We start from the raw sequence: 26,386 nt of genomic DNA on the forward strand, positions 1-26,386 counted from the left end.
CCGGGAACCGTCAGTCCTCCGGCGCCACCACCCGGACCGTCTGGTTGTTGACGGTCACCGTGTCGCCGTTGCGCAACTGGCGTCCGCGCCGGTCGTCGATCTCGCCGTTGACCTTCACCAGCCCGTTCCTGATCAGGTCCGCCGCCTCCACGCCGTCCTCCACGAGGTTGGCCAGCTTGAGCAGCTGGCCAAGGCGGATCATGCTGTCGCGGATGGGGACGTCGTCAACGGGGTTGCTCATAAGGCAATAATGCCTGACGTAAGGTGGATTCAGTGACCAGCACCCCTTCCCGCCTTCCGGCTCTCGCAGGCCTGCCCCTGGCGGTGGGCGCCGGCCTCGCCATTCCCGTCCAGGGCCGCATCAACGGAGCCCTGGGTGCCAGGCTGGGAGACGGGATCGCGGCAGCTGCCGTGAGCTTCAGCACAGGCCTGGCCGTCATGGTCCTGATTTCCCTCGTGCTGCCCCGCGGCCGCGCCGGGCTGGCCCGCATCGTCCCCGCCGTGAGGAACCGGGCCTTCCCCCGTGTCTATGTCCTGGCCGGTGCCATCGGTGCATTCTTCGTCTTTGCCCAGTCCTTCACCGTGGGGATCCTCGGCGTGGCCCTGTTCACCGTGGCCACCGTCACCGGCCAGACGGTGAGCGGCCTGCTGGTGGACAGGCTGGGCCTGGGACCGGCCGGCCGGAAATCCGTCACCGGGATCCGCGTCGTCGGCTGCATCTTGACCATTGCCGCCGTCGCCTGGGCCGTGTCGCCCCGGTTCGCGGCGTCCGGCACCGGGTCCGACGGCGGTGCTGCCGCCCTGCTCCTGCCGGTCCTGCTGCCGGTCGCGGCAGGGTTCCTCATGAGCTTCCAGCAGGCGATGAACGGTACCGCCACCGTGCACTACGGGACCCCGATCGCCGCCACCCTGGTCAACTTCGTTGCCGGCTGCATGGTCCTGTGGGTGGTGCTCGCCGTCAAAGTGGCGGTGGCCGGGCCCGGCAATCCCTTGCCGGGGGAGTGGTGGTACTACCTGGGCGGCCCCATGGGCTGCGTCTTCATCGGCCTGGGTGCCCTGCTGGTCAGGACCCTCGGAGTGCTGGTGACGGGCCTGGGCATGATCGCCGGCCAGTTGCTGGGCTCCCTGGCACTGGACGTTTTCTTCCCCGCACCGGGCAGCGTCGTGGCGCTGCCCACCATCCTCGGCACCGTCCTGACCCTGGCGGCGATCATCCTGGCAACGCTGCCGTGGCCGCGGGGCGCGCTGCGCGGGCGCCGGCCGGTAGGCTAGGACACGCAGCTTTTCACGCATCTTCCCTCAACCGTCCCCAGGCCTTTCGGGCGTGCCGCATGCATGGCCCGGGGCGCAAGAACAACCGCGGACCGCACCCAGCGGCCCTGTAGAAATTGGAGTCACCCATGGCAGCAAAATCCGTCCTCGACCAGGTCATCTCCCTCTCCAAGCGGAGGGGCTTCGTGTTCCAGGCCGGTGAGATCTACGGAGGCTCGCGTTCTGCCTGGGACTACGGGCCGCTCGGTGCGGAGCTGAAGGAAAACATCAAGCGCCAGTGGTGGCAGTCAGTGGTCCGCGGCCGCGAGGACGTGGTGGGCCTGGACTCCTCCGTCATCCTGCCCCGCCAGGTCTGGGAAGCCTCCGGCCACGTCGAGGTCTTCTCCGACCCGCTGGTGGAGTGCCTGTCCTGCCACAAGCGTTACCGCGCAGACCACCTCGAGGAAGAGTACGAGGAGAAGAAGGGCCGCCCCGCCGAGAACGGCCTGAAGGACATCGCCTGCGCCAACTGCGGCACCCGCGGCGAATGGACCGAACCGCAGGAGTTCTCCGGCCTGCTGAAAACCTTCCTGGGCCCGGTGGCCAGCGAGGAAGGCCTGCACTACCTGCGGCCCGAAACCGCCCAGGGCATCTTCGTGAACTTTAACAACGTGCTCACCACGTCCCGGAAGAAGCCGCCGTTCGGCATCGGCCAGATCGGCAAGTCCTTCCGCAACGAGATCACCCCCGGAAACTTCATCTTCCGCACCCGTGAATTCGAACAGATGGAGATGGAATTCTTCGTCGAGCCCGGCACCGATGAGGAATGGCACCAGTACTGGATGAAAGAGCGCATGGCCTGGTACACCGGCCTGGGCATCCGCGAGGAAAACCTGCGTTTCTTCGAGCACCCGCAGGAAAAGCTCAGCCACTACTCCAAGGGCACCACGGACATCGAGTACCGGTTCGGCTTCCAGGGCTCCGAGTGGGGCGAGCTGGAAGGCATCGCCAACCGCACGGACTTCGACTTGTCCACGCACGCCAAGGCCTCCGGCACGGACCTGAGCTACTTCAACCAGGCCACCAACGAGCGCTACACCCCCTACGTGATCGAACCCGCCGCCGGCCTCACCCGGTCCTTCATGGCGTTCCTGATCGACGCCTACACCGAGGACGAGGCTCCTAACGCCAAGGGCGGAGTGGACGTCCGCACAGTGCTGAAGCTTGACCCGCGCCTGGCCCCGGTCAAGGCCGCCGTGCTGCCCCTGAGCCGCAACGAGGCCCTGTCCCCGAAGGCCAAGGACCTCGGCGCGCAGCTGCGCAAGAACTGGAACATCGACTTCGACGACGCCGGCGCGATCGGTCGCCGGTACCGCCGCCAGGATGAGATCGGCACCCCGTTCTGCATCACCGTGGACTTCGACACCCTCGAGGACCAGGCCGTGACCATCCGTGAGCGGGACACCATGAGCCAGGAACGCGTCTCCTTGGACAAGGTGGAGGGCTACCTGGCCGCACGGCTGATCGGCGCCTAGCCATGGCCATCGAATACCGCGAATGGCGGGACGGCGACGACCTCGCCCTCCTGGAAATCTGGGGCGGCCCCGAAACAGCGCAGGCCCGCCAGTTCCGCGGCGCCCTCGCGCCGTCCTCCAACGGTGCCGGCGGCAACCCGTGGCGGCGCTGCATCGTGGCCGAGGACGTGATCGACGGCGTCGGCATCCCCGTGGCCGCCGGCGTCGTCTACGAGGCCTCCCTGCACCCCGAACGGCTCTGGACGTACATCGAGGTGGCCCGCGACCACCGGCGCTCCGGCATCGGTGCCACGCTCCTGGCCATGCTGCGCCGCGAAGCCTCCCACGCGCCGTCGGGCGTGACGAAGCTCCGGGCCAAGGTGGAGCCCGGCACCCCCGGAGCGGCATTCGCAGAGGCCGCCGGCCTGTCGCCGATCCAGCGCTCGCGCCTGGTTGTCGTCGAGCCCGGCGCGCTCAAGCTCCCGGTGTTCCCGGACAAGGACCACGGCGGCCGGCCCGTCAGCGGCGAGAACGCCGGGTCCGACGTCGTGATGGACCTGGCCACCGGATCCGTGGAACTGACCGACGTGGTGGGCCGGTACTACACCGCCATCCACGGCTGGGATTCGCCGGGCGTGCTGTCCGTGGGGCAGGTGCAGAAGCTGTTCCTGGACGAACTCACCGGCGCGCACGGGGCCATCGTGCTCCGCGCCCAGCCCGAATCCGCGTTCGGCCAGGGCATTGCGCCCAGCAAGAAGGGCCGCATCCGGGCCTTTGCGGTCAGCTATGCGGCACCGGCCGCCGCGGATCCGTCAGACCCCGACGCCGGGCAGGGCCCGGCCGGGCAGGACGAAGCCGCGCCCGGGGCGCCCACGGACGTCTTCGTGGGGCACGAGCCCGCACTGGCCGCGGACGACGCCGCCGAAGCGGTCCGCGACATGCTGTCCCTCATCGCGTACCAGCACCCCGTCATGCTCGAACTTGACGATTCGATGACGGCGCTGCGGGCCGCCGTCGAACCCCTGCTGGACAGCGGCAAGGCCCGGCTTGCCGCCGCGGAAACCCTGGTGGTCTCGGACTGACCCAGTCCCCGCCGGGGCAGGCACCACGGTTGGTCAGCTGCGGCGGGGACCACGACGGCGGCCGCGGGCGGCGTCGTCCGCGTCCAGGGCCTGCCGTTCGGCGTCCGTCGGGGCCCCGCCGCCCAGGTGGGCCGGCATCCACCAGGCGCCTGCGGCGGGGCTGAGCGGGAAATCCACGATGCACTTCCCGATGCCGTCCTGGAGTACGCGCCGCAGGGATCCGGTCGCTGTTTCCACGTCCACATCAGGCGTGTACGCCAGCGGTGCGCCGACATGGATTCTGACAGGGGCGCCCCGGGCCCTGCGGGGGGAGAAGCCATGGCCGCGCGTCATCAGCCTGTGCGCGCCCCACACCGAGACGGGAAAGATGGGCACCCCGGCCTCGGCAGCCATCCGCACGGCACCGGTGCGGCACTCCCGGACCGTGAAGCTGCGGCTCACCCCGGCCTCGGGGAACACCGCCAGGTATTCGCCCGCCCGGAGCTTCGCCACGGCCTCGCCGTAGGCCTCCGAACGGTCCGCGTAGCCCACCACCACGTGCCCGCTGGCGCTGATGGCCGGGCCGGCAAACCAGTGGTCGGCGGCCCCTTGGTGGATCAGGAACCTCAGCTGCGCCCGCGCATGCTTCCACAGCAGCAGTTCGGCAACGGCGAAATCAAGGTAGCCGAAGTGGGTGATGGCGAAAACCGCCCCCGTACCCGGGAGCACGGCCCGGGAGATCCCGTCCCGGGGGCCGGGCGCGGGCAGGTTCTCCAGGCCCGTGCTGATCACCCTGATGCCGAACATCCGGCGCAGGGCCAGGCCGGTGCGCACGATCAGCCGGTAGAAGCGGTCATTGGGCGGCGGCCGCCAGGGCATGCTGCTCCTTTCGGAGGGTCGGGGCTGGTACCGGGCGTGGGTGGACGCCGGCCGGGCCGGGCATCCGGTCAGTGGGTGACGTGGACGGACCCCTCAGGCAGCAGCTGGGCGTAGGCCCGTGCCGGCCGCACCGGCGCGCCCGTGCTCTCCGCGAAGGCCCGGATGACGAAGCCTGTGGCGAGGGTGTGCCAGATCCTGATCTTGCGGAGCATGAAATGCCCTACGCCCTTCAGCGACACATACTGCATGCTGGCGGCGTCGGAGGAGGCGCGCCGGGCGAACGCGAGTGACTGCCGCGGGCTGGTCATGTGGTCGGTAGTGCCGTGCACAATGAGGACCTTGCGGCGTGCCACGCGTTCGGCCGGGGTTTCCGGGCTGAGCCACGGGGCGAGCGCCACCACGGCCTCCACCTGGGGATGGTCGGCGGCGCAGACGGCGGTCAGGCCGCCCATGGAGTGTCCCACCAGGAACACCGGCACGCCCGGGTGGGCCTGCCCGATCTGCTGCAACGCCCATTTGGCGTCCTGGAGCGGCGACATGTCCGGGCCGTTCCAGCCGCGCACACTGTTGCGCAGCGACCACACGGCAAGTCCGTGCCTGCGTCCGGCACGGTGCAGGTGGCGGGCAAACGGAATCATCCGGGCAGGGCTCAGGTGCCGGGCCTCCACGGGTTCCCTGCTCCGGGCCTTGCCGCCGTGCAGGACCAGCGCCACGCCCAGGGTGGGCCCGGAGGCCTCGAGCACGCTCAGTACAGGGCGCTGCGCCGGGGATGCGGGCGCCTGCCCCGTCCGTGCGCTGTCAGTATTCCGTGTTCCGCCATTGCCCATGCCGGTACCTCCCAGTCCGAATGGTCCATTTATAAACCCTAAGGTGCCGCACGTAGAGTTCAACGTATGAGGTTCTTCTGCTGATGGGCGCCGGCCACTCCCACGCTTCCACAGGTCATTCGGAGCCGACAGCCGCGGCGATGGCTGCCCGGCGGAGGGCCAACCGGATCCTCGCCGCCGTCCTGATCCCCATCACCCTGCTCACGCTTGCGGGCATGGCCATGCTGTGGCCGTCCGGGAGCAAGGAGGGCATCTCGCTGGCGAACCCCTACTCGGCCGCGCCCGGCGTGACCTTCGATACCGGCACCATCCAGCGGGTAGCCACGGAAAGCTGCATGCAGGGCGTGGCCACCCAGGACCAAAGCGGTCAGCCGGCGCCGCAGGGGAGCGGCCAGCAGCCGGAGGGCTCCAACTGCACCTTCGCCTTCACCGAACCGGACAAGGGCGGCAGCCCCGTCAAAGTGGTCATCAACCCTGACGTCGCCAAATCCCACGGCGTCAAACCCGGCGACCAGATCCGCTACCTGAACCTCTCCAACGCCCACGGCGCGGCTTCCGCCCAGGGCTCTCCCGCCTACATCTTCGTGGACTTCGTCCGGACCCTTCCCATCGTCCTGCTGGCCCTGCTGTACGCGGGGGTGGTGATCGCCGTCGCCCGCTGGCGGGGACTGCGTGCGCTGGTGGGGCTGGTGGGCGCCTATTTCGTGCTGGCCAGCTTCATGCTGCCGGGCCTGGTGGAGGGCAAGCCCCCGCTCCTGCTGGCCCTGGTTGGCTCCACCGTGATCATGATCGGGGTGCTGTATTTCGCGCACGGCTTCTCGGCCCGGACCTCCACGGCGCTGCTGGGCACCATCTTCGGCCTGGGCATCACCGCGCTGCTTGCCTGGTGGGCCACCGGGGCCGCCAACCTGGCAGGGGTGGGCAACCATGAGGCCACCACCCTGATCAACACCTCGGCCAACATCTCCATCTCCGGGGTCATCCTGTGCGGGCTGATCATTTCCGGGCTGGGCGTCCTGAACGATGTCACCATCACCCAGTCCTCGGCCGTCTGGGAACTGTACGAACTCGCCCCCAACAGCAGCGCACGCAAACTGTTCACCTCCGCCATGCGGATCGGCCGCGACCACATCGCCTCCACCGTCTACACGATCGCGTTCGCCTACGCCGGGGCGGCCCTGCCCACCCTCATCATTGTGATGCTGTACGACCGGCCGCTGGGGGAAACCCTGACCAGCGCCGAACTGTCCGAGGAAGTCATCCGCACGCTGGTCGGTTCCATCGGCCTGGTCCTGGCCATCCCGGTCACCACGCTGATTGCCGTGCTGGTGGTCAAGGCGACAGGCATCCGGGAACCGGCCGCCGCCGTCGTGACCCCTGCGGTTGCCAACGCTGCGCCGGGCGCATCGCGGACTGCGCCGTCCGGATTCCGGCAGCGCGGGGCAATCGAACGGACGGACGACGGCGGGGAGTTGGCTCCAGGCGGCGCCGAGGACACGGGGGCGCTGGCCGCCGCCGCCCTCGAGGCACGGTCCCGCAGGGCTGCGGAACACCCGGAGGGCACTCCGGCAGCCGGCGTCGACGCGGACGGACCCGACGCGGACGGACCCGACCACTCCGGTGACGGCACCCTTCCCACGCGCCGGGGCCGCAGGGCCGACCGCGGCTGACCGCTGCTACTGGTAGTCGGCCAGCCAGAGATCCGGGCCGAACACCTCATACTGGATGTCCCTGGCCGGCACGCCCAGGCCGATCAGCGCGCTGCGGACCGATTGCATGAAGGCAACCGGGCCGCACAGGTAGTACTCGGCGTCGGAGGGCAGTTCGACGTCGCGGACGTTCATGAAACCCCGGTGCATGGTGGGATCGGCGGCGCCGCCGTCAGCATCCAGGAACCACACATTGAGGGCAGCGTCCGGCAGCGTGGCAATATCCGCCGTGACCTGGTTCCGGAGGGCGAAGGATCCGGGGGAGTCGTCTGCGTGCAGGAAGCACACCTTCCGCTGGGACCCGGATTTCACCAGATGCGACAGCATGCCGGCCATGGGTGTGATGCCGATGCCGGCGCTCGCAAGCACCAGCGGCCGGTCCGTGTACTCCAGCACCACGTCGCCGAAGGGGGCCGACAGGGTCACCTCGTCGCCCACGTTGACATGGTCATGCAGGAGGGTGGACATTTCGCCGTCCGGTGCTCCGGCAGCGGCGTCGCCGCGGACGCGCTTGACCGCGAACCGCCGGTGCCGGCCGTCGTCGGCCTGGGTGAGGCTGTACTGGCGGGGCTGGAGGACGCCGTCGGGCATCTCCATCCGGATCGTCACGTACTGGCCCGGCAGCGAGGGCTTGACCTCACGTTCGTCGATGCGCTCCACGACGAAACTGACAACGTCATCGGTCTCCTGGATCTTTTCGGCCACCCGCCAGGTGCGCCAGATGGTCTCCGGGCCCAGCCGGACCGCATCGTAGAGTCCCCGCTCCTTGTTGATGAGCATGTTGGCCATCAGCCAGTACACCTCGTCCCAGGCAGCGGCCACCTCCGGGGTGACGGCATCGCCCAGGACATCCACGATCGCCCACATCAGGTTGTCATGGACCACCTGGTACTGGTCGGGAGCCAACCCCAGCGACACGTGCTTGTGCGAGATCCGGGACAGCAAATGGTCCGGCAGGTGCGTCGGATCGTTCACCAGGAACCCGGCAAAGGCTGCCACGGAGCCTGCCAATGCCTGCTGCTGCCGCCCGTCCGCCTGGTTGCCGCGGTTGAACAGGCCGTCCAGCAACTCCGGATGCTCCTGGAACATGTGCGCGTAAAAGCGTGACGCGATCTCGCCGATGTTCTCCCCGACGACGGGCAGCGTCGCTTTGACCACAGGCAGTGAAGTATCTGAGAGCATCGTTACTCCTTCGGGGTTCCAGGCCGCTTTCCATGCTGCAGCGCACCGTTCCGGGCCACGTTAATACCGCCGACGGGCCGGCGACAGGACCAATCGGCACTGGTGCCGGCCCCGATTTGGCCGGATTTGCAACAATGGAAAGGTGACTCTTGCAGCAACCGCACCTGCTCCGAAGCTGGAACTTCCGCCCCTGAAGCTCGGTCCCCTCACCGTGGACACGCCGGTGATCCTGGCGCCCATGGCCGGCATCACCAACTCCGCGTTCCGCCGGCTCTGCCGTGAATACGGCGGTGGCATGTACGTGGCGGAGATGGTGACCTCCCGCGCCCTGGTGGAGCGGACCCCGGAGTCGCTCCGGATCATCTCCCATGACGAGGACGAAAAGGTCCGCTCGGTCCAGCTGTACGGCGTTGACCCCGTCACCGTGGGCGCTGCCGTCAGGATGCTCGTGGAGGAGGACAGGGCGGACCACATCGACCTGAACTTCGGCTGCCCCGTCCCCAAGGTCACCAGGCGCGGCGGCGGCTCTGCCCTGCCCTGGAAGATCGACCTCTTCACCTCCATCGTGCAGACTGCCGTCAGGGAAGCCTCCAAGGGCAACGTCCCGCTGACCATCAAGATGCGCAAGGGCATCGACGACGACCACCTCACCTACCTGGACGCCGGCCGGATCGCGCGTGATGCCGGTGTCGCCGCCGTCGCCCTCCACGGCCGGACGGCAGCCCAGTTCTACTCGGGCCAGGCCGACTGGTCCGCCATCGCGCGGCTCCGTGAAGCGCTCCCAGACATCCCGGTGCTGGGCAACGGGGACATCTGGTCCGCCGAGGACGCTGTCCGCATGGTCCGCGAGACCGGCGTGGACGGCGTGGTGGTGGGCCGCGGCTGCCAGGGCCGGCCCTGGCTTTTCGGTGACCTGCAGGCCGCGTTTGAAGGCAGCGACGTGCGGCACCGGCCCAACCTGCGGCAGGTCGCCGACGGCGTGTACCGCCACGCCCAGCTCATGATCGAGACCTTCGGCGGGGACGAATACAAGGCCCTCCGCGAAATCCGCAAGCACATGGCCTGGTACTTCAAGGGCTACCCGGTGGGCGGGGACCTGCGTGCCAAACTGGCCACCGTGCCCACCCTGGAGGTACTGCGCGGACTCCTGGACGAACTGGACCCGGACGTGGCCTATCCCGGAGTGGATTCCGAGGGCCCCCGCGGCCGTGCCGGATCCCCCAAGAAGCCGGCCCTGCCCAAGGACTGGCTGGACTCCCGTGCCCTGAACGAGGACCAGTCGCGGGACATTGCCGCGGCTGAGCTGGACGTGTCCGGTGGCTGAGGTTCCCGTCGCCGAGCACGCCACCGTCCCGCCCATGGCCATGGCCTCGGCCGGCTACGGTGCCGATGACTCCGCCCGCTGGGTGGAGGAACCGCCCAAGAGCACCTACCGGTCGGATTTCGAACGGGACCGCGCCCGGGTGCTGCACTCGTCCGCGCTGCGGCGGCTGGGCGCCAAGACACAGGTAGTGGCGCCGGACACGGACGACTTTGTCCGTACCCGGCTCACCCACAGCCTCGAGGTGGCCCAGGTGGGCCGCGAGCTCGGCCGTGCCCTGGGCTGCGACCCGGACGTGGTGGACACCGCCTGCCTCAGCCACGACCTGGGCCACCCGCCCTTCGGTCATAACGGCGAATCGGCCCTGAACGAGGTGGCCCACGCGATTGGCGGCTTCGAAGGCAACGCCCAGACCCTGCGCCTGCTGACCCGGCTGGAACCCAAGTTGCTCACGGCGGACGGGCAGCCCGCTGGCCTGAACCTCACCCGCGCCAGCCTCGACGCGGCGTCGAAATATCCCTGGTCCGCCCTCGAAGCGCCCGTAATCCATGGCCAGCGGACCAGCAAGTTCGGCGCCTACGAGGACGACCTGCCCATCTTCAACTGGATCCGTGCCGGAGCGCCGGAACGCCGCACCTGCCTGGAAGCGCAGGTGATGGACCTTGCCGACGACATCTCGTATTCGGTCCACGACGTGGAGGACGCGATTGTTGCCGGCCACTTCCAGCTCCGCTGGATGGACAACCCGGACCACCGTGCCCGGGTGGTGGGTTACGCCCGGCAGTGGTACCTGCCGCACAACGACCCCGCCGCGATCGACGCCGCCCTGGCCCGGCTGGAAGCCACCGACGTGTGGGTGCGCGAGGCCGACGGCAGCCGCAAGTCCATGGCGGCGCTGAAGAACATGACCAGCCAGCTGATCGGCAGGTTCTGCCAGTCCGCCCTGGAAACCACCCGTGCCGTCTACGGTCCCGGCCGCCTCACCCGCTACGGCGCCGAATTGATGGTCCCGGACGAGACGGTGATGGAAATCGCGGTGATGAAGGGCTTGGCCACCACCTTCGTGATGACCACCGAACACCGGCAGCCCATCTATGAGCGCCAGCGCGAAGTGCTCCACGCCCTGGTCACCGCCCTGAGCGCCACCGGCGACCGGCACCTCGAACCGATGTTCGCGGCGGACTGGCGGGCGGCGGAGGACGACGGCGCACGGCTGCGCGTGGTCATCGACCAGGTTGCATCGCTGACCGACGGCTCGGCCCTGGCCATGTACGAGCGCCTGGTGGGGAGCCTGCCCTCGCTGTGGTGACCGGCGTTACCTTCAGCCCATGCCGGCCGGCCCGCGGGACTAGGATTGCTCTGTGGCTGGGCTGATTAAACGCGAAGATATCGACGAAGTACGCCAGCGCACGGACATCAAGGAAGTGGTGGACGGCTACGTCACGCTCAAGGGCGCCGGGCTGGGAACCTTCAAAGGGCTGTGCCCCTTCCATGATGAGCGCTCGCCGTCGTTCACCGTCCGCCCCCAGGTGGGCCGCTACCACTGCTTTGGCTGCGGCGAAGACGGGGACGTCATTTCCTTCGTCCAGAAGCAGGACCACAGCTCCTTCCAGGAGGCCGTGGAAAAGCTGGCTGCGCGCATCGGCTACGAGCTGCGCTACGAGGACGGCGGAACCGGGCCCAACCGGGAAGAGGTGGGCCGCCGCCAGCGCCTGCTGGACGCCCACAAGATCGCGGACGAGTTCTTCCGTGCGCAGTTGCTCACCCCGGGCGCGGCGGAGGCGCGGAACTTCCTGTTCGGCCGCGGCTTTGACCGTGCCGCCGCGGAACACTTCGGCTGCGGCTACGCTCCGCAGGGCTGGGATGCGCTGCTCAAGCACCTCCGGGGCCGCGGCTTCACCGACGCCGAGCTCAAGCTCACCGGTATGTTTTCCGAGGGCAACCGGGGCATCTACGACCGCTTCCGTGGCCGCCTGATCTGGCCCATCAAGGACATCGCCGGCGACACCATCGGCTTCGGTGCCCGCAAGCTCTACGAGGACGACCAGGGCCCGAAGTACCTCAACACCCCGGAAACCACGCTCTACAAGAAGTCCCAGGTGCTGTACGGGATCGACCTGGCCAAGAAGAGCATCGCCAAGGACCGGCAGCTGGTGGTGGTGGAGGGCTACACGGACGTCATGGCCTGCCACCTGGCAGGAATCACGACGGCGGTGGCCACCTGCGGGACGGCGTTCGGCACCGAACACATCAAGATCGCCCGCCGGCTCCTCTCCGACGACGGCACCGGGGGAGAGGTCGTCTTCACCTTCGATGGCGACGCCGCCGGACAGAAGGCGGCCCTGCGCGCCTTCGAAGAGGACCAGCGGTTCACGGCCCAGACCTATGTGGCCGTGGAACCGACGGGCGCGGATCCCTGCGACCTCCGGCTCAGCCGCGGCGACGACGCCGTTCATGCGCTGGTGCAGTCCCGGCGGCCGCTCTTCGAGTTCGCCATCCGCACCACGCTGAAGCAGTTCAACCTGGACACCGTGGAAGGCCGCGTGCAGGGCCTGAAGGCGTCCGTGCCGGTGGTGGCGGCCATCCGCGACGGGTCAACCCGGACAGGCTACTGCCAGGCGCTGACAGGCTGGCTGGGCATGCCGGACCCCAACGAAGTGCTGCGCCTGGTCAACGCGGAAGTCAAGAACGCCGCCCGGCGCCAGGACGGCGGTCGCACGCCGGGTCCCCAGGGAGCCGGCCGCCCGGACCACGGTGCCCAGCACCAAGGGGCCCCCAACCATGCCGGCGCCCCCGGTGTTGCCGCCGGACCGCCGTTGGAAGCCGTGCCGTCCTTCCACCGGCCCGACCCGCGGGACCCTGTGGCGTCCATGGAGCGGCAGGCGCTGGAAGTGGCGCTGCAGGCGCCCTCCCTGCTCGCCGGGGCCGTCTGGGACCGCTTCGCCGAGGCGAGGTTCGCCACCCCTGCGTTCCAGGCCGTGCACGACGCCATGCGCGCCACCGGTCCGGGCATGGTGACCGACCCGGTGCGGTGGGTGGAACACGTCATGCATGAGGTCCCGGAGCCGCTGCGGCCGCTGGTGTCCGAGCTGTCGGTGGTGCCGCTGCCGGCCCATACGGAAGAGGCGGTGCTGAAGTACTGCCGCGACATCCTGTCCCGCCTGTTCGAACTGCAGATCACCAGGACCAAAGCGGACAAGATGGGTCAGCTCCAGCGGCTGGATCCCTCGGCGGACCCTGAAACGTACCAGCGGCTGAACCGTGAGCTGCTGATGCTGGAGATGGAACGCCGGGCCCTCCGCGCCGAGACCTGAACCCGGCCGGCGGCCATCCCTGTGATGCTGCCCACCCGGGCGCCCCGGGCGGGCAGCCGATTTCGTTTCGGAGGCAACTGTTTGCTAGGCTGATACCCGCTTCATTCCTCCTTAGCTCAATTGGCAGAGCATTCGACTGTTAATCGAAGGGTTGCTGGTTCAAGTCCAGCAGGAGGAGCTTCCGATCCCCGCTCCGGTCTCCGGAGCGGGGATTTTTTATGCCCCTTTGCCGGCCGTCGCGGGCCCGCGCTGGCCGCGTCTGCGCCGATTTCACTTTTGCCGGAATCCTTTGCTAAGGTCGTACCTGCTTCATTCCTCCTTAGCTCAATTGGCAGAGCATTCGACTGTTAATCGAAGGGTTGCTGGTTCAAGTCCAGCAGGAGGAGCTTCACCGGAAAAGTCCCCGTCCTCCTCTGGAGGGCGGGGACTTTTTGCGCGTCAGACAAAGTCCATTTCAACCTGCAGGAACCGCTCGGCCTCGGCAATGGCAGCCTGGAATGCTTCCTGCTCGGTGGGCGAGGTGCGGGGTTGCCGGGGGTTCCACTCGTGCGGCGCCGAATGGATCCGCACAAAACCCTCCTCGGGCGGGGCGTAAAAGATCCCGAAGCGCTGCACGGGCCACTCCGGGGACGTCTCAGGCGCCACCAGCAGGGCGGCCCTGAACGCGGGGTTGAACCATTGGGCTATCGGCCGGCGACGGTCCTCGGTGAACAGCCCGGCGGCGTAGAGGGTTGCCGACTGCTCGCCCATCTGGGCGCAGGTGCGGTCCCACCACAAGGGAAGGATGCGGGTGTCGCACCGTTGCCATGTGGCCGGGATCTGGGGCCGATCCTGCCGACTGGACACGGACACTATTTTATCCCGCCCCCTTTTGCGCAGGTAAAGACCCTGCCGGTCAGCGCCGGCGGCGTCCGCCCGGGTTCACGCGGTACAGCAGGGCTGAGCCCGCCAGGGCGCCCAGGATGATGCCCATCGCCGGGTTCCCTGCGGCGCGTCCGGCGAAGTAACCGGCGACGGCGCCCAGCACCGCGCCGAGGAACAGTCCCCGTCCGTTCCGGTGCAGCCTGCGCGGCGCGGCCTGGGGCGGTTGGCCGGGGTGCTGGTGTCTCCTGCGCGGTCTGGTCATGGGTTCACCGGGCGGCTACTGGATGGGCGGGACGGTGCGGGGACGGACCACCAGCCACAGCGCCGCCATGGCCAGCAGGATGCAGGCGGCCTGGACGGCTCCCATGGGAGTGGCGCTGGTGATGCCCAGCCAGCCGACAACGGGGGAGATGAGGCCCGCCATCATGAAGGTTGCGGCGCCCAGCAGCGAAGCTGCGGTTCCCGCCTGCGAGGCATGGCTGGACAGGGCCAGGACCTGCACGCAGGGGAACATGAACCCGGTGCCCAGGATGTAGAACCACAGCGGCACCATGACGCCCCACAGGCCAAGCCCCAGCTGGTCGAACACCACAATCAGCGCTGCCATCAGGAACATCCAGGCCGTGGCCGCAGCGAGGATCCACTGCGGCGGCACCCGCCGGACCAGCCGTGAACTGGTTTGCACGCCCGCCACAATGCCCAGGGAGTTGATGCCGAACAGGAGGCCGTACTGCTGGGCCGAGAAGCCAAACACGTCCTGGAACAGGAACGGCGAGGCGGACAGGTAGGTGAACAGGCCGCCAAAGTTCAGGCCTGCCACCATCAGCAGGCCCACAAAGATCCGGTCCCCGAACAGTACGCGGTACCGTTGCCGGGCCGTCAGGCCGCTCTGGCCCCGCTTTTCCGGCGGCAGTGTTTCGCGGACCAGGAACAGGGCAGCCACGATCACGATCGTGCCGTAGGAGGCGAGGAACACAAAGATGCCGGGCCACGGCATGACCAGCAACAGCTGGGAGCCGATCACCGGGGCCAGGATCGGGGCCAGGCCGTTGACCAGCGCCATGCGGGAGAACATCCGCACCATCGCGTACCCGGAAAACAGGTCCCGCACCATGGCCATGGCCACCACGCCGCCGCCGGCGGCGCCCACGCCCATGAGCACGCGGAAGACCCCCAGCGTGGTGATGTCAGTTGACAGGGCAGCGCCGATCGATGCCGCGATGTGCAGGGCGGTGGCCATGATCAGCGGGTTCCTGCGGCCGAACTTGTCGCTGAACGGACCCACCACCAACTGCCCGAACGCGAATCCCAGCGTGGTGCCGGCCAGGGTGAGCTGGACCTGCGCCTCGGACACCCCAAGACTCGCCTCCAGGGCGGGGAAGGCCGGCAGGTACAGGTCGATGGTGAACGGACCCAGGGCGGTCAGGGCGCCGAGGAGGAGGATGTACAGGAGTTTGCGGCGCCGGCTGAGCAAGTCGCCCGGATTGGGGGGAGTGGTCACGGATGTCAATCCTAGGCCCGGAACGCAGCGATTTGCAGCGTTGTAGTCCGCGCCGCCCGGCAAGCCCCGAAGTTCGGCCTGAACCTGAATGGTAGTTTTGTGGCGGGGACTGTGCCGGTGCACATTCCTGCAGTAAAGGAAAGCCGGATCGATCACACACACCAGTTAGGCGGAACCGATGAGCGGACGTCACAGCGGGCAGACCAGACCCGGATTGCGCATCACGGCGCTGCCAGGAACGCTCAGGCTCCTGGCCAGGCTGGCTCCCCGGCAAATCAATGACGAAATCGCCTTCGCCAAAATCGAACTCAAACGCAAGGGCGTGCAGCTTGGAGTGGCCGCCGCGTTCTTCGCCGTGGCCCTGGTTTTCCTGGTCTTCCTGGTCATTGGGCTGATCGTTGCCGCCATCATGGGCCTGGCCACCATCATGCCCGCCTGGTTGGCGGCGCTGCTGGTTTCCGCGGCGTTCCTGCTGATCGCCCTCATCGGCGGCCTGATCGGCCTGGGCAGGTTCAAGAAGGCCATGCCGCTGGTGCCGGAGGAAACCATCCGCGGCATCCGGCATGACATTGGGGTCGCCAAGGAGGGCTCGGCCTTCAACCCCGCCGTGCTGGACCCGGCAAGCCCGGAAGCCAAGGCAGCGAAGGCCGCCAAGGAGGAGGCCGCGGCGAAGGCAAAGGCCGAGAAGGCTGCGAAGGCCGCCGAGCACGACAAGGAATTCCCGCACGCTTCCGAACCGGAACTGGCGCGCCGCCTGGGCCAGCGGCGCCAGCACCTGACCGAAGTCCGCGACGAACTGGGCACCGAACTGGACGTCAAGACCCAGGCCCGCTACCTGGCGGCCGCCGCCCGGGACGCCGCGCAGCAGGGACAGGCAATGGCAGTACGCGGAAAGGACGCAGCAGCCCGGAAACTGGCAGGGCTGTCCGAATCCACCGGTGGCCTGCAGGACCGCTGGAAGCCCCTGGCTGCGCTGGCTGCAGCCGGAACAGTGCTGGCAGTGCTGCTTCGCAGGCTGCTGCGCACCTTCTAGCACCGCGGCCGCTGGTCCGGGCGCAGGCGTGACGCACGCTCCGCCCGGACGCGGTAGCGGACAGTATTGGTACGGCACGAAGATCCCGGTCCCGGGGGACCGGCAGCAGCTTGGCAGGACTACGCCCCAGGGCGGCGACAGGAAGGGGGACCAGTGAAGTTCATTGGTGCCGGTTCCCGTCCGGACCGACCCCAGGTGGACCACGACCTCGTGTTCACCATCCCCAACCTGCTCACCGTGGTGCGATTCATGGGGGTACCGCTCTTCATCTGGCTGGTCCTGGCCCAACGTGAATACGGAGCGGGCGTCATCGTCCTCGCCGTCATGGCGTGCACCGACTGGGTGGACGGCTACGTCGCCCGCCGCTTCGACCAGGCCTCGAGGCTGGGCCGGGTACTGGACCCCATCGCCGACCGGCTGGCGCTGCTTGCCGTCGCCGTGACCCTGGTGATTGCCGGCGTCGTCAATTGGCTGTACCTGGCCGCCCTGGTGGTTCCGGACGCCATCCTGCTGGTGCTGACCCTGTCCCTGTTCCGCGGCCACCCGGACCTGCCCGTCAGTGCGGTAGGCAAAGTGCGTACCGGCCTGCTGCTCCTTGGCACCCCAATGCTGGTGCTCTCCCGGTTGGACACCGGGTATGCCGGGCCGCTTTTCGTTGCCGCCTGGATCGTGCTGGGCCTGGGGCTGGTGGGGCACTGGATCGCCGCCTACAACTACTTCTGGGCCATGCTGCGCAAAGGCCGGAACAGGCCCAGGCCCGACGGCGGGACCTCCTGATGGTGTGGCTGGCCGTTTTCCTCGCGGTCCTCGGCGCCTTCTGCCTGGCCCTTGGCGCCCAGCGGCAGGGCAGCGCCGTCAAGGCCGATACCGGCGGTTTGGCCCTGAGCTCCAACGGTTTCCTGCGCCTGCTGCGCAACCCGCGCTGGGTGTTTGGCCTTCTCCTCCTGGGTGCAGGGATGGCGATGAACGCCGTGGCGCTGGTTTCGGCGCCCCTGACCGTCATCCAGCCCATTGGGGCGATCGCACTGGTGATCACCACCATCGTCAATGCGCGGGACCAGGACCTCACCATCAACCGGGCCACGGTGGTGGCCATTACTGCGTGTGTGACAGGGTCGGCGCTGTTCGTCCTCCTGGCCGTCAACGTCACCCAGGAAAACCACCACGTCAGCCCTGAGGACGAGCTCACCATCGTGCTCCTGCTGGCGCTGGCGGTGGGCCTGTTCGGAACCCTCGCCGTGATGTTCAAGCACCGTATGAACGCGTTCGTCTACATCCTCGGCGCCGGCGTCCTGTTCGGTTTCGTGGCGGTGCTGACGAGGATCATCGGCAAGCACCTGCTCGACCCCAACGGTCTGTTCCTGCTGAACGTCCAGTGGTACTCCGTGGTGGCGATCCTAGCGGCCGGCGGACTGGGCTCCTGGTTCGTGCAGAGCGCCTACTCCACCGGCCCGCCGGACCTGGTGATCGCCGGCTTGACGGTCATCGACCCCATGGTGGGCATCGCCATCGGCATCCTCATCCTCGGCGAACTCCGGCCGGACGTCCACGCCGTCATGGCCATTGCCATGGGAACGGCGGCGCTCCTTGCTATCGTTGGGGTTATCGCCCTTTCCCGGCACCACCCCGAGGTCACCAAGCGCAAGAAGGACGCTCGGAAGGCGCCGGGCAGGCCGTCGCACTAGTCCCTATCCGCCCACGAGCCGTCAAGCTAACCCGCGGGCCCGGCCTGTATCCGGCCGGATTCCCGCCGTGCTGCCAGTCAACGCTGTCCGCACCGTGACCATCAGGAGCCATCCACGTGACCACGCCCGCCGACCAGCCACTGACCATCCTGATCGCCGCGGACACCTATCCGCCGCACGTGAACGGCGCCGCCCAGTTCGGCTACCGCCTGGCCAAGGGCATGACCGGACGCGGCCACAACGTCCATGTGCTGGCTTGCCGCGACGGCAAGGGCAAAAGCTTCACGGAATTCCGGGACGAAGCAACGGTCCACCGGCTCAGGTCCCACAGCGTGCCCACTCACGAGACGTTCCGCATCTGCTTCCCGTGGGAGATCAAGAAGGAAATCAGCCTCCTGTTCGACCGGGTCAAGCCGGACGTGGTGCACATCCAAAGCCACTACATGATCGGTGAGCACGTCCTCTACGAGGCAGTGAAGCGCGGCATCCGCGTGGTGGCCACCAACCACTTCATGCCGGAAAACCTGAACCCGTTCCTGCCGTTCCCCCAGTGGTTCAAGGACATCGTGGGACGCATCTCCTGGAAGGACATGGGCAAGGTCATGGGCCAGGCCGATGTTGTCACCACCCCCACTCCGCTGGCAGCCAAGGCCATGCACGAGCACGCGTTCCTGCGGAAGGTGCTCCCGCTCTCCAACGGCATTGACTCTGCGGCCTATGAGCTGCAGCCCGGCGAGAAGATCGAACCGCACGCCCACCCCACGGTCCTCTTTGCCGGCAGGCTGGCCGAGGAGAAGCACGTGGATGTGCTCATCCGGGCTATCGGCAAAACACCCCCCGAGCTGAAGGTGCACCTGGAAATCGTGGGCGGCGGCGAAGTCCGGCCCGCACTCGAGGAGCTGGTGCAGCGCCTGGGCCTGGCGGACCGGGTCACATTCTTGGGGCTGGCAAGCGACGAGGACCTGCGCAGGGCCTACATCAGGGCCAACCTGTTCTGCATGCCGGGGACCGCGGAGCTGCAGTCGCTTGTCACGCTGGAGGCCATGTCCGCGTCCACGCCGGTGGTGCTGGCGGATGCCATGGCGCTGCCCCACCTGGTGCGCGACGGCCAGAACGGCTACCTGTTCACGCCCAGCGACAGTGACGACCTCGCCAAGAAAATCACCCAAATCCTGGAGCTTCCCGCGGACCAGCAGGAGGCCATGGGCCAGGCCAGCCGGCAGATGGTGGAGCCGCACAGCATCCAGGGGACCCTGCAGACCTTCGAGGACCTCTACCGCGGCGCGCGGTTCGAGGACATGGTGGTCTGAACCCACTCCGGCATTTGCTAGAGTGTTCCTGCCCTCCCGCCGCGCGCACTTGCGCCGGTACAGGGCTGCCTCGGGGCTATAGCTCAGCTGGTTAGAGCGCGGGACTCATAATCCTAAGGTCCTCGGTTCAAGTCCGAGTAGCCCTACCGTCACCTGCCGCAGGCAGCTTTGATTCGCGGAAACCGCGGCCGACCGTTCACGTCGGCCGCGGTTTCCGCATTTAACCCGGCATGGAAATCCCGGCCCGATCCTTTGCTTACCGTCGGACATGCGCTATGTTACTGATCAGTAACTTACGTCGCTCCTGCGGCGTCCACCGATCTCCCGGAGGCAACCATGTCCACCACTGCTGCAGGCTCCCGCGACCTTCCCTACGCAGACGGGGATTTCTATGCCTTCGAACAGCTGCTGTCCGCCAAAGAGCAGGACCGGCTGGCCGAGGTGCGGGACTTCCTGGCCCGCGAAGTCCGGCCCATCGCGGCCGACTGCTGGAACCGCGGCGAGTTCCCCATGGACCTCATCCCCAAGCTCGCCGAAGTGGACCTGGTCAGCCCGGTCCGGCGCCAGGGGCAGTCCAACCTCTTCGCCGGGCTCGTCCACGCCGAACTGACCCGCGCCGACGCTTCCATCGCCACCTTCATGGGGGTGCACGACGGGCTGTTCACCGGGTCCATCGAAGCCTTGGCGTCGCAGGAGCAGCAGGACGCCTGGCTTCCCGACATCTACGCGCTGAAGAAGATCGGCGCGTTTGGGCTCACCGAACCCCTCGGCGGCAGTGACGTGGCAGGCGGCACGCGGACCACGGCACGGCGTGACGGCGACACCTGGATCCTCAACGGCGCCAAGCGCTGGATCGGCAACGCAACGTTCTCCGACTGGGTGGTCATTTACGCCCGCGACGTCGACGACAACCAGGTCAAGGGCTTCCTGGTGGACACGGCCCTGCCCGGCTACAGTGCCACCAGGATCGAGAACAAGATCTCCCTGCGCACGGTGCAGAATGCCGACATCGTCCTGGACAACGTGGTGGTGCCCGGGTTCTTCAAGTTGGCCAACGCCAACAGCTTTCGGGACGTCAACAAGGTGCTCAAGGTGACCCGCCTTGCAGTCGCCTGGCAGGCCGTCGGCCAGCAGCTGGCAGCTTTCGACGTGGCCCGGAACTACGCCGTTGAACGGCATCAGTTCGGCCGGCCGCTGGCGTCCTTCCAGCTCATCCAGAACCAGCTCGTGCAGATCCTCGGCAACGCCGTTAGCTCCATGGGCATGATGGTCCGGCTCGCCCAGCTCGAAGACGACGAGCTGGCGAGGGACGAGCAATCGGCACTGGCCAAGGCCTTCACCACCGAGCGGATGCGCGAAAGCGTTGCCCTTGGCCGGAGCATCCTGGGCGGCAACGGCATCGTCACGGATTACGGAATGGCCAAAATCTTCGCCGACGCCGAAGCGATCTACTCCTACGAGGGCACTGCGGAGATTAACACCCTGGTGACCGGGCGGGCCATCACGGGGATCTCGGCCATCGTCTGACCGCCGCGCATCAGCGCGCGCCCTGCAGCGGTAGCAGCACCGAAGGCCGCAGGTCCAGAATGAACTGCAGTGGGTTGACGTAATCGTCACCCTGCCGCACGCCCCAGTGGACGCATCCCGGATCCGGGCAGTGTCCGGGCAGTGCGGTCCCAATGGTCTGGCCTGCGGCGACCGTGGAGCCGGCGGCGAGGCTGCTCTCCACGGGTTCGAAGCTGCTGCGCAGCCCGCCGCCGTGATCTATGGTGATCACCGGCCGGTCCACCACGACACCCACGAAACTGACTGTTCCGGCAGTGGGGGACAGTACCGCGGTCTCGGAACCGGGCATGCCAAGGTCCACCCCGCGGTGTCCGCTGAGCCAGGGCTTGGGTGGGGGGTCGAATGACCGGACCACGGGCGGCCGGGGTGCCAGCGGCCACCGCCACGACGGGGTGGCCGGCGCGACGCTGCCGCCGGACGTCGTCCCGGCGGGCGTCCGGACCGCAAGGTCCGGGGAAGGGGCCGGCAGCAGGGCAGGGGGCGGCGTCTGCACTGCGGAGGATACCGAAGCGGGAAGCATCAGGACGGCTGCCAACAGGATCCGTGGTTTCATCTGTCCAGAATGGGCCCCGGAAAACCGTCCCGGCAGGGGCCCCGCAGGCTATGTGGACAAGCCAGGTCCGGCCCTGCTGCCCGTCCTGCACGCGGTGCCGCCTGTAGTACACTTGATGGAGCAGTTTGCTGCGCCCTCAACGCTTCCCGTCCCGGCAGTCCACTTCCGTGGGGTTCCTGCCTGTCCGGATTGCGTCGGCACAACTCATTCAGGAGTGTGGGGGAGCAGCGGGCTGACTACGCGCATCCAGCCCGCCATCGGCAAAGCCCCGGCCCACGCCCATGGCGGATCGCGCCTCCTGCGGTCCGCGCCACGGCACGGATGGGAAGCACGATGGATGCCAGGAGCACGGCCCGGACCCGGGCCACGCTAATCAACCGTCAACTATTGGCAGGGTAAGAAGCCTCGCGGCTATCTCATGAATGACCTGCCGGAAGGAGCGTCGGCATGCCCGTCGTAACCATGCGCCAGCTGCTTGACAGCGGCGTCCACTTTGGACACCAGACCCGCCGTTGGAACCCGAAGATGAAGCGCTTCATCTTCACCGAGCGCAACGGCATCTACATCATCGACCTTCAGCAGTCGCTGTCCTACATCGACCGCGCCTACGAGTTCGTCAAGGCCACTGTTGCCCACGGCGGCACCGTGCTGTTCGTCGGCACCAAGAAGCAGGCGCAGGAAGCCATCGCTGAGCAGGCCACCCGCGTTGGCCAGCCCTACGTGAACCAGCGCTGGCTCGGCGGTATGCTGACCAACTTCCAGACGGTCGCCAAGCGTATCCAGCGCATGAAGGAACTCGAAGAGATCGACTTCGACGACGTCGCCGGTTCCGCTTACACCAAGAAGGAACTGCTGCTCCTCAAGCGCGAGCTCACCAAGCTGGAGTCCAACCTGGGCGGCATCCGGAACCTGACCAAGGCTCCGTCCGTGCTGTGGGTTGTCGACACCAAGAAGGAACACCTCGCCGTCGACGAAGCCAAGAAGCTGAACATCCCGGTTGTTGCCATCCTGGACACCAACTGCGATCCCGACGAAGTCGACTTCCCGATCCCGGGCAACGACGACGCCATCCGCTCCGTGAACCTGCTGACCCGCGTTGTTGCCGACGCTGTTGCAGAAGGCCTGATCGCCCGCAACAACCGCGGCTCCGGCGCTGCAGAAGCTGCCGAAGAGCCCCTGGCCGAGTGGGAGCGCGAGCTCCTCGAAGGCAGCAAGGCCGAGGAAGCCGCCGCAGCTCCGGCCGAGGCCCAGGCAGCTGCCGAGGCTCCCGCCGAAGACGCCAAGTAACACAACTAAATCCGGATTCTCCGCGCTGTCCGCAGCCGGAGCTGCTGACAGGATGGCCGCCCGCACACCGGGCAGCCGTCCTGTCAGTCCGTACACCACAACACATTTCTAGACAGAGGGGTTCACATGGCGAACTACACTGCCGCGGACATCAAGGCCCTGCGCGAGCGCACCGGCGCCGGCATGATGGACGTCAAGAAGGCTCTTGACGAAGCCAACGGTGACGCCGAGAAGGCCATCGAAATCATCCGCATCAAGGGCCTGAAGGGCGCCACCAAGCGTGAAGGCCGCTCCACCGCCGAAGGCCTCGTTGCCGCCAAGGTGAGCAACGGCGTCGGCGTCATGATCGAGGTCAACTGCGAAACCGACTTCGTCGCCAAGGCTGACAAGTTCATCCAGCTGGCCGACAAGGTCCTGGCCGTCGCCGTCGAGTCCGGCGCCGCCGACCTCGAGACCCTCCTCGCCACCGATGTCGACGGCAAGCCGCTGTCCGAGGTCGTCGTCGAAGAAGGCGCAGTCCTGGGCGAGAAGGTCGTTGTCCGCCGCATCTCCCGCATCGAGGGTGCAACGGTCGACGCCTACCTGCACAAGACCTCCAAGGACCTCCCGGCCCAGGTCGGCGTCCTGTTCGCTGTCGACGGTGAAGGCGAAGCTGCCGCAACCGCCGCCCACGACGTTGCTGTCCACATCGCCGCCATGGCCCCGAACTACCTGACCCGCGAGGACGTCCCGTCCGAGCTCGTCGAGTCCGAGCGCCGCATCGCCGAAGAGACCGCCAAGGCCGAGGGCAAGCCCGAAGCCGCGCTCACCAAGATCGTTGAAGGCCGCGTGACGGGCTTCTACAAGGGTGAGGTCCTGGTTGACCAGGCATTCGCCAAGGACGCCAAGAAGTCTGTGGCGCAGGTCCTCGAAGAGGCCGGTGTCAAGGGAACCGCGTTCACGCGTTTCCGCGTCGGCTCCTAGTCGAAACTGAAAGGGGGTGGCCACTTCGGTGGCCGCCCCTTTTGCATGCGCACAGGGTGCCCGCACGTCCCGTGCAGCAGCCGCGCCGGTTCCAGCCACCGGCGCCGGCAGGATAACCTTTTTTCGAACGTCACCAACGGGAAGGCATCATGGAAGCCGTCAACACAGTCATTCAGCCGGAGAAGAGCCGACGGCGTGTCCTCCTGAAGCTCTCCGGCGAGGTCTTCGGCGGCGGAAAGCTGGGCGTGGATCCCGAAACCGTCCGCAACGTCGCCAAGCAGATCGCCGCCGCCGTCCCCGACGTCGAAGTCGCCATCGTGGTGGGCGGCGGCAACTTCTTCCGCGGCGCGGAACTCTCCCAAAGCGGCATGGACCGCTCGCGTGCCGACTACATGGGCATGCTCGGCACGGTCATGAACTGCTTGGCCCTGCAGGACTTCCTCGAGCAGGCGGGCGTTGAAACCCGCGTCCAGAGCGCCATCACCATGGGCCAGGTGGCCGAGGCGTACATCCCGCGCCGCGCCATCCGCCACATGGAAAAGGGCCGTGTGGTGATCTTCGGCGCCGGCGCTGGCCTGCCCTACTTCTCCACCGACACCGTGGCCGCCCAGCGCGCCCTCGAAGTCCATGCCGACGTCGTCCTGATGGCCAAGAGCGGCGTGGACGCCGTCTACACCGCAGACCCCAAGAAGGACCCCACCGCCGAGCGGCTTGAAACCCTCAGCTACGACGACGCGCTGCGCCGGGACATCCGGGTCATGGATCAGACCGCAATGACCATGTGCAAGGACAACAACCTGTCCATGGTGGTGTTCGGCATGGAAGGCGAGGGCAACGTCACCCGCGCCATCCGGGGAGAGAAGCTGGGCACCCTGGTCACCGCCTAGCTCCGGCTAGGATGTTTTCAGGACAGTTCCGTTGCCGCCCCGCCGCGGCGGCGGAAGCAGCGACACAGAACCAGGCGTGCAGTGAACCGGCGCGCCGGACAGCACCAGACCACCAGGAGAGACCGTGATCGAAGAAACCTTGCTCGAAGCCGAAGAAAAGATGGACAAGGCCGTAGAGGTTGCCAAGGAAGACTTCGCTTCCGTCCGCACCGGCCGGGCCAACCCTGGCCTGTACAACAAGGTCCTGGTGGACTACTACGGCTCGCCCACGCCGCTGCAGCAGCTGGCGTCGTTCGCCATCCCGGACGCCCGCACCATCCTGATCACCCCGTTCGACAAGACCGCACTGCGGGACATTGAACGGGCACTGAGCGATTCCGAGGTTGGCGCCAACCCCTCCAACGACGGCAACGTCATCCGGATCACCATCCCGGAACTGACCAAGGAACGCCGCAAGGAATACGTCAAGATCGTCAAGACCAAGGGCGAGGACGCCAAGGTGTCCATCCGCAACATCCGCCGCAAGGCCAAGGAAACCCTGGACCGCCTGGTCAAGGACGGCGAAGCGGGTGAAGACGAGGGCACCCGGGCCGAGAAGGAACTGGACGGCATCACCAAGGCCCATGTCGACGGCATCGACGAACTGCTCAAGCGCAAGGAAGCAGAGCTGCTCGAAGTCTGATGGGCCAGGCAGAACAGGCCCCCGCAGCACGGGCCCGCACACGGGGGAAGCGGCCCGGGAGCAACCCGACGCCAAAAGCCGGGCGGAATCTTCCGGCGGCTGTCGTGGTGGGCCTGGCCATGCTCCTGGCCGTGCTCGGCGGCCTCCTGTTCCTCCCGCTGGCGTTCGTGGCCATTGTCACCGCGTTCGCCGTGTTCGGTGTCTGGGAGGTCTACCGGGCGCTGGAGGCCAACGGCACCAGGATGCCGATAGTCCCGGTGATGACCGGGACCGTCGCCATGCCGTTCGTCGCCTACTTCGGCGGTATTGAAAGCCTCCTGTTCGGCATGCTGCTCAGCTCCGTTGCGGTGCTGCTGTGGAGGTCCATCGACACCGCGGCCGGGTCCGCCAACAGTATCTTCGCGGGCGTGTTCGCCCTGGGCTGGGTGCCGTTCTTCATCAGCTTCGCCTCCCTGCCGCTGCACGCCGCCGGCGGGGCAACTCCGCTGGGCCTGTGGCCCGGCGGCACCATCCCCGAAGGGGCCTGGCAGATCGCGGTGATGCTCCTGCTGGTGGTGTCCAACGACACCTTCGGCTACCTGGTGGGCGCGTCCCTGGGCAAGCACCCCATGGCACCGAAGATCAGTCCCAAGAAATCCTGGGAAGGCTTCGCGGGCTCGGTGGCCGGTGCGGTGCTGATCGGGGTGCTGGCCTCCCTGTTCATCCTGGACAAGCCCTGGTGGGTGGGCGTGGTGCTGGCCATCGGTACGGTGGCGGCCGCCACCGCGGGAGACCTGGCCGAGTCCATGGTGAAACGCGAACTGGGCGTCAAGGACATGAGCAGCATCCTGCCCGGCCATGGCGGGGTCATGGACCGGCTCGATTCGATCGTCTTCGCCTCGCCCCTGGTCTATGTCCTCTACGGGCTGGTGACCGGCAGCTGGTAACGGCCCCCGCAGGCGCGGACACCACCACAACCCGGCACCCATAGACTGGTGCCACAGCGCTACGGCTGAAG

25 protein-coding genes and 3 tRNA genes are annotated in these 26,386 nt (G+C 67.6%); 20 read left to right on the forward strand and 8 right to left on the reverse strand.

Annotated features, from left to right (window positions below):
* Positions 1 to 10: 10 nt before the first annotated feature.
* Complete coding sequence (locus tag AS031_RS15625; RefSeq protein WP_058269089.1) at positions 11 to 241, reverse strand: RNA-binding S4 domain-containing protein; 231 nt, start codon at positions 239 to 241, stop codon at positions 11 to 13.
* Between the two features lie 32 nt (positions 242 to 273).
* On the opposite strand from AS031_RS15625, the gene AS031_RS15630 reads away from it, so the two are divergent.
* The 3 genes from AS031_RS15630 to AS031_RS15640 all read left to right on the forward strand — a co-directional run bounded on the left by AS031_RS15630 (position 274) and on the right by AS031_RS15640 (position 3,847).
* The gene (locus AS031_RS15630; RefSeq protein WP_058269090.1) at positions 274 to 1,272 is read left to right on the forward strand and encodes a DMT family transporter; all 999 of its coding nucleotides are present in this window, start codon (positions 274 to 276) and stop codon (positions 1,270 to 1,272) included.
* A gap of 128 nt (positions 1,273 to 1,400) precedes the next feature.
* The gene (locus tag AS031_RS15635) at positions 1,401 to 2,786 is read left to right on the forward strand and encodes a glycine--tRNA ligase (RefSeq protein ID WP_058269091.1); all 1,386 of its coding nucleotides are present in this window, start codon (positions 1,401 to 1,403) and stop codon (positions 2,784 to 2,786) included.
* Between the two features lie 2 nt (positions 2,787 to 2,788).
* A complete protein-coding gene (locus tag AS031_RS15640; protein ID WP_058269092.1) occupies positions 2,789 to 3,847 on the forward strand; it encodes a GNAT family N-acetyltransferase in 1,059 nt (352 codons plus the stop codon).
* 33 nt (positions 3,848 to 3,880) lie between these two features.
* Here the strand turns inward: AS031_RS15640 and AS031_RS15645 are convergent, their stop codons facing one another.
* Both AS031_RS15645 and AS031_RS15650 read right to left on the reverse strand, forming a co-directional pair.
* Positions 3,881 to 4,705, reverse strand: a complete 825-nt coding sequence (locus AS031_RS15645; protein ID WP_058269093.1) for a lysophospholipid acyltransferase family protein — start codon at positions 4,703 to 4,705, stop codon at positions 3,881 to 3,883.
* Positions 4,706 to 4,773: 68 nt separating this feature from the next.
* Positions 4,774 to 5,532: an alpha/beta hydrolase gene (locus AS031_RS15650; RefSeq protein ID WP_058269094.1), complete on the reverse strand. Its 759-nt coding sequence runs from the start codon at positions 5,530 to 5,532 to the stop codon at positions 4,774 to 4,776.
* A gap of 140 nt (positions 5,533 to 5,672) precedes the next feature.
* On the opposite strand from AS031_RS15650, the gene AS031_RS15655 reads away from it, so the two are divergent.
* Positions 5,673 to 7,202: a YibE/F family protein gene (locus AS031_RS15655; RefSeq protein ID WP_058269095.1), complete on the forward strand. Its 1,530-nt coding sequence runs from the start codon at positions 5,673 to 5,675 to the stop codon at positions 7,200 to 7,202.
* Positions 7,203 to 7,208: 6 nt separating this feature from the next.
* Here AS031_RS15655 and AS031_RS15660 read toward each other — a convergent pair whose 3' ends face one another.
* A complete protein-coding gene (locus AS031_RS15660) occupies positions 7,209 to 8,423 on the reverse strand; it encodes a globin domain-containing protein (RefSeq protein ID WP_058269096.1) in 1,215 nt (404 codons plus the stop codon).
* A 142-nt stretch (positions 8,424 to 8,565) separates the two neighbouring features.
* Here AS031_RS15660 and dusB point away from each other — a divergent pair, with 142 nt between their 5' ends.
* From dusB to AS031_RS15685, 5 genes are all read left to right on the forward strand, one after another.
* Positions 8,566 to 9,747, forward strand: coding sequence for a tRNA dihydrouridine synthase DusB (gene dusB / locus AS031_RS15665; RefSeq protein WP_058269097.1), 1,182 nt, complete (start codon positions 8,566 to 8,568; stop codon positions 9,745 to 9,747).
* Positions 9,748 to 9,781: 34 nt separating this feature from the next.
* Positions 9,782 to 11,053, forward strand: coding sequence for a deoxyguanosinetriphosphate triphosphohydrolase (locus AS031_RS15670; protein WP_058269215.1), 1,272 nt, complete (start codon positions 9,782 to 9,784; stop codon positions 11,051 to 11,053).
* Between the two features lie 52 nt (positions 11,054 to 11,105).
* A complete protein-coding gene (gene dnaG, locus AS031_RS15675; protein WP_058269098.1) occupies positions 11,106 to 13,058 on the forward strand; it encodes a DNA primase in 1,953 nt (650 codons plus the stop codon).
* 105 nt (positions 13,059 to 13,163) lie between these two features.
* A tRNA-Asn gene (locus tag AS031_RS15680) sits at positions 13,164 to 13,236 on the forward strand.
* A 135-nt stretch (positions 13,237 to 13,371) separates the two neighbouring features.
* Positions 13,372 to 13,444 (forward strand) — tRNA-Asn (locus AS031_RS15685).
* A 52-nt stretch (positions 13,445 to 13,496) separates the two neighbouring features.
* Here AS031_RS15685 and AS031_RS15690 read toward each other — a convergent pair.
* The 3 genes from AS031_RS15690 to AS031_RS15700 all read right to left on the reverse strand — a co-directional run bounded on the left by AS031_RS15690 (position 13,497) and on the right by AS031_RS15700 (position 15,423).
* The gene (locus AS031_RS15690; protein WP_058269216.1) at positions 13,497 to 13,904 is read right to left on the reverse strand and encodes a hypothetical protein; all 408 of its coding nucleotides are present in this window, start codon (positions 13,902 to 13,904) and stop codon (positions 13,497 to 13,499) included.
* A 49-nt stretch (positions 13,905 to 13,953) separates the two neighbouring features.
* A complete protein-coding gene (locus AS031_RS15695) occupies positions 13,954 to 14,121 on the reverse strand; it encodes a complement resistance protein TraT (RefSeq protein WP_228379659.1) in 168 nt (55 codons plus the stop codon).
* A 78-nt stretch (positions 14,122 to 14,199) separates the two neighbouring features.
* Positions 14,200 to 15,423 (reverse strand): multidrug effflux MFS transporter, encoded by a 1,224-nt coding sequence (locus AS031_RS15700; RefSeq protein ID WP_058269100.1) that lies wholly within the window; start codon positions 15,421 to 15,423, stop codon positions 14,200 to 14,202.
* Between the two features lie 178 nt (positions 15,424 to 15,601).
* On the opposite strand from AS031_RS15700, the gene AS031_RS15705 reads away from it, so the two are divergent.
* The 6 genes from AS031_RS15705 (at position 15,602) to AS031_RS15730 (ending at position 20,978) form a co-directional block, all read left to right on the forward strand.
* Entirely contained in the window at positions 15,602 to 16,456 is an 855-nt protein-coding gene (locus AS031_RS15705; RefSeq protein ID WP_058269101.1) for a phage holin family protein, read from the forward strand.
* Positions 16,457 to 16,609: 153 nt separating this feature from the next.
* Positions 16,610 to 17,233 carry a CDP-alcohol phosphatidyltransferase family protein gene (locus tag AS031_RS15710; RefSeq protein WP_058269102.1) on the forward strand — a complete coding sequence of 208 codons (624 nt, stop codon included), beginning with the start codon at positions 16,610 to 16,612 and terminating at the stop codon, positions 17,231 to 17,233.
* Positions 17,233 to 18,141 carry a DMT family transporter gene (locus AS031_RS15715; protein ID WP_058269103.1) on the forward strand — a complete coding sequence of 303 codons (909 nt, stop codon included), beginning with the start codon at positions 17,233 to 17,235 and terminating at the stop codon, positions 18,139 to 18,141. The genes AS031_RS15710 and AS031_RS15715 overlap by 1 nt, the downstream gene beginning before the upstream one ends.
* A 116-nt stretch (positions 18,142 to 18,257) precedes the next feature.
* Entirely contained in the window at positions 18,258 to 19,451 is a 1,194-nt protein-coding gene (locus AS031_RS15720) for a glycosyltransferase (RefSeq protein ID WP_058269104.1), read from the forward strand.
* A 72-nt stretch (positions 19,452 to 19,523) separates the two neighbouring features.
* A tRNA-Ile gene (locus AS031_RS15725) sits at positions 19,524 to 19,597 on the forward strand.
* A gap of 190 nt (positions 19,598 to 19,787) precedes the next feature.
* On the forward strand, positions 19,788 to 20,978 hold the full coding sequence (locus AS031_RS15730; protein ID WP_058269105.1) for an acyl-CoA dehydrogenase family protein: 1,191 nt from the start codon (positions 19,788 to 19,790) through the stop codon (positions 20,976 to 20,978).
* Positions 20,979 to 20,988: 10 nt separating this feature from the next.
* Here the strand turns inward: AS031_RS15730 and AS031_RS15735 are convergent, their stop codons facing one another.
* Positions 20,989 to 21,570, reverse strand: a complete 582-nt coding sequence (locus AS031_RS15735) for a M23 family metallopeptidase (protein ID WP_058269106.1) — start codon at positions 21,568 to 21,570, stop codon at positions 20,989 to 20,991.
* A 447-nt stretch (positions 21,571 to 22,017) separates the two neighbouring features.
* Between AS031_RS15735 and rpsB the strand changes: the two genes are divergently transcribed.
* From rpsB to AS031_RS15760, 5 genes are all read left to right on the forward strand, one after another.
* Positions 22,018 to 22,857 carry a 30S ribosomal protein S2 gene (gene rpsB, locus AS031_RS15740; RefSeq protein WP_058269107.1) on the forward strand — a complete coding sequence of 280 codons (840 nt, stop codon included), beginning with the start codon at positions 22,018 to 22,020 and terminating at the stop codon, positions 22,855 to 22,857.
* Positions 22,858 to 22,983: 126 nt separating this feature from the next.
* Positions 22,984 to 23,820 (forward strand): translation elongation factor Ts, encoded by an 837-nt coding sequence (tsf, locus tag AS031_RS15745; protein ID WP_058269108.1) that lies wholly within the window; start codon positions 22,984 to 22,986, stop codon positions 23,818 to 23,820.
* Between the two features lie 149 nt (positions 23,821 to 23,969).
* Positions 23,970 to 24,707 (forward strand): UMP kinase, encoded by a 738-nt coding sequence (gene pyrH, locus AS031_RS15750; RefSeq protein WP_058269109.1) that lies wholly within the window; start codon positions 23,970 to 23,972, stop codon positions 24,705 to 24,707.
* Between the two features lie 124 nt (positions 24,708 to 24,831).
* Positions 24,832 to 25,389 (forward strand): ribosome recycling factor, encoded by a 558-nt coding sequence (frr, locus tag AS031_RS15755; RefSeq protein ID WP_058269110.1) that lies wholly within the window; start codon positions 24,832 to 24,834, stop codon positions 25,387 to 25,389.
* A complete protein-coding gene (locus AS031_RS15760) occupies positions 25,389 to 26,315 on the forward strand; it encodes a phosphatidate cytidylyltransferase (protein ID WP_058269111.1) in 927 nt (308 codons plus the stop codon). Before frr ends, AS031_RS15760 begins: the two co-directional genes overlap by 1 nt.
* Positions 26,316 to 26,386 lie beyond the last annotated feature (71 nt).

Origin of the sequence: Pseudarthrobacter enclensis (assembly GCF_001457025.1) — a bacterium.
GTDB lineage: Bacteria > Actinomycetota > Actinomycetes > Actinomycetales > Micrococcaceae > Arthrobacter > Arthrobacter enclensis.

What these genes read in the sequence shown, in the direction of transcription:
- AS031_RS15625 (WP_058269089.1), bottom strand. Translation starts at nt 241, where the DNA reads ATGAGCAACCCCGTTGACGACGTCCCCATCCGCGACAGCATGATCCGC.
- AS031_RS15635 (WP_058269091.1), top strand. Translation starts at nt 1,401, where the DNA reads ATGGCAGCAAAATCCGTCCTCGACCAGGTCATCTCCCTCTCCAAGCGG.
- AS031_RS15640 (WP_058269092.1), top strand. Translation starts at nt 2,789, where the DNA reads ATGGCCATCGAATACCGCGAATGGCGGGACGGCGACGACCTCGCCCTC.
- AS031_RS15645 (WP_058269093.1), bottom strand. Translation starts at nt 4,705, where the DNA reads ATGCCCTGGCGGCCGCCGCCCAATGACCGCTTCTACCGGCTGATCGTG.
- AS031_RS15650 (WP_058269094.1), bottom strand. Translation starts at nt 5,532, where the DNA reads ATGGGCAATGGCGGAACACGGAATACTGACAGCGCACGGACGGGGCAG.
- AS031_RS15655 (WP_058269095.1), top strand. Translation starts at nt 5,673, where the DNA reads ATGGCTGCCCGGCGGAGGGCCAACCGGATCCTCGCCGCCGTCCTGATC.
- AS031_RS15660 (WP_058269096.1), bottom strand. Translation starts at nt 8,423, where the DNA reads ATGCTCTCAGATACTTCACTGCCTGTGGTCAAAGCGACGCTGCCCGTC.
- AS031_RS15670 (WP_058269215.1), top strand. Translation starts at nt 9,782, where the DNA reads ATGGCCATGGCCTCGGCCGGCTACGGTGCCGATGACTCCGCCCGCTGG.
- AS031_RS15705 (WP_058269101.1), top strand. Translation starts at nt 15,602, where the DNA reads ATGAGCGGACGTCACAGCGGGCAGACCAGACCCGGATTGCGCATCACG.
- AS031_RS15715 (WP_058269103.1), top strand. Translation starts at nt 17,233, where the DNA reads ATGGTGTGGCTGGCCGTTTTCCTCGCGGTCCTCGGCGCCTTCTGCCTG.
- AS031_RS15730 (WP_058269105.1), top strand. Translation starts at nt 19,788, where the DNA reads ATGTCCACCACTGCTGCAGGCTCCCGCGACCTTCCCTACGCAGACGGG.
- AS031_RS15735 (WP_058269106.1), bottom strand. Translation starts at nt 21,570, where the DNA reads ATGAAACCACGGATCCTGTTGGCAGCCGTCCTGATGCTTCCCGCTTCG.
- rpsB (WP_058269107.1), top strand. Translation starts at nt 22,018, where the DNA reads ATGCCCGTCGTAACCATGCGCCAGCTGCTTGACAGCGGCGTCCACTTT.
- tsf (WP_058269108.1), top strand. Translation starts at nt 22,984, where the DNA reads ATGGCGAACTACACTGCCGCGGACATCAAGGCCCTGCGCGAGCGCACC.
- pyrH (WP_058269109.1), top strand. Translation starts at nt 23,970, where the DNA reads ATGGAAGCCGTCAACACAGTCATTCAGCCGGAGAAGAGCCGACGGCGT.
- AS031_RS15760 (WP_058269111.1), top strand. Translation starts at nt 25,389, where the DNA reads ATGGGCCAGGCAGAACAGGCCCCCGCAGCACGGGCCCGCACACGGGGG.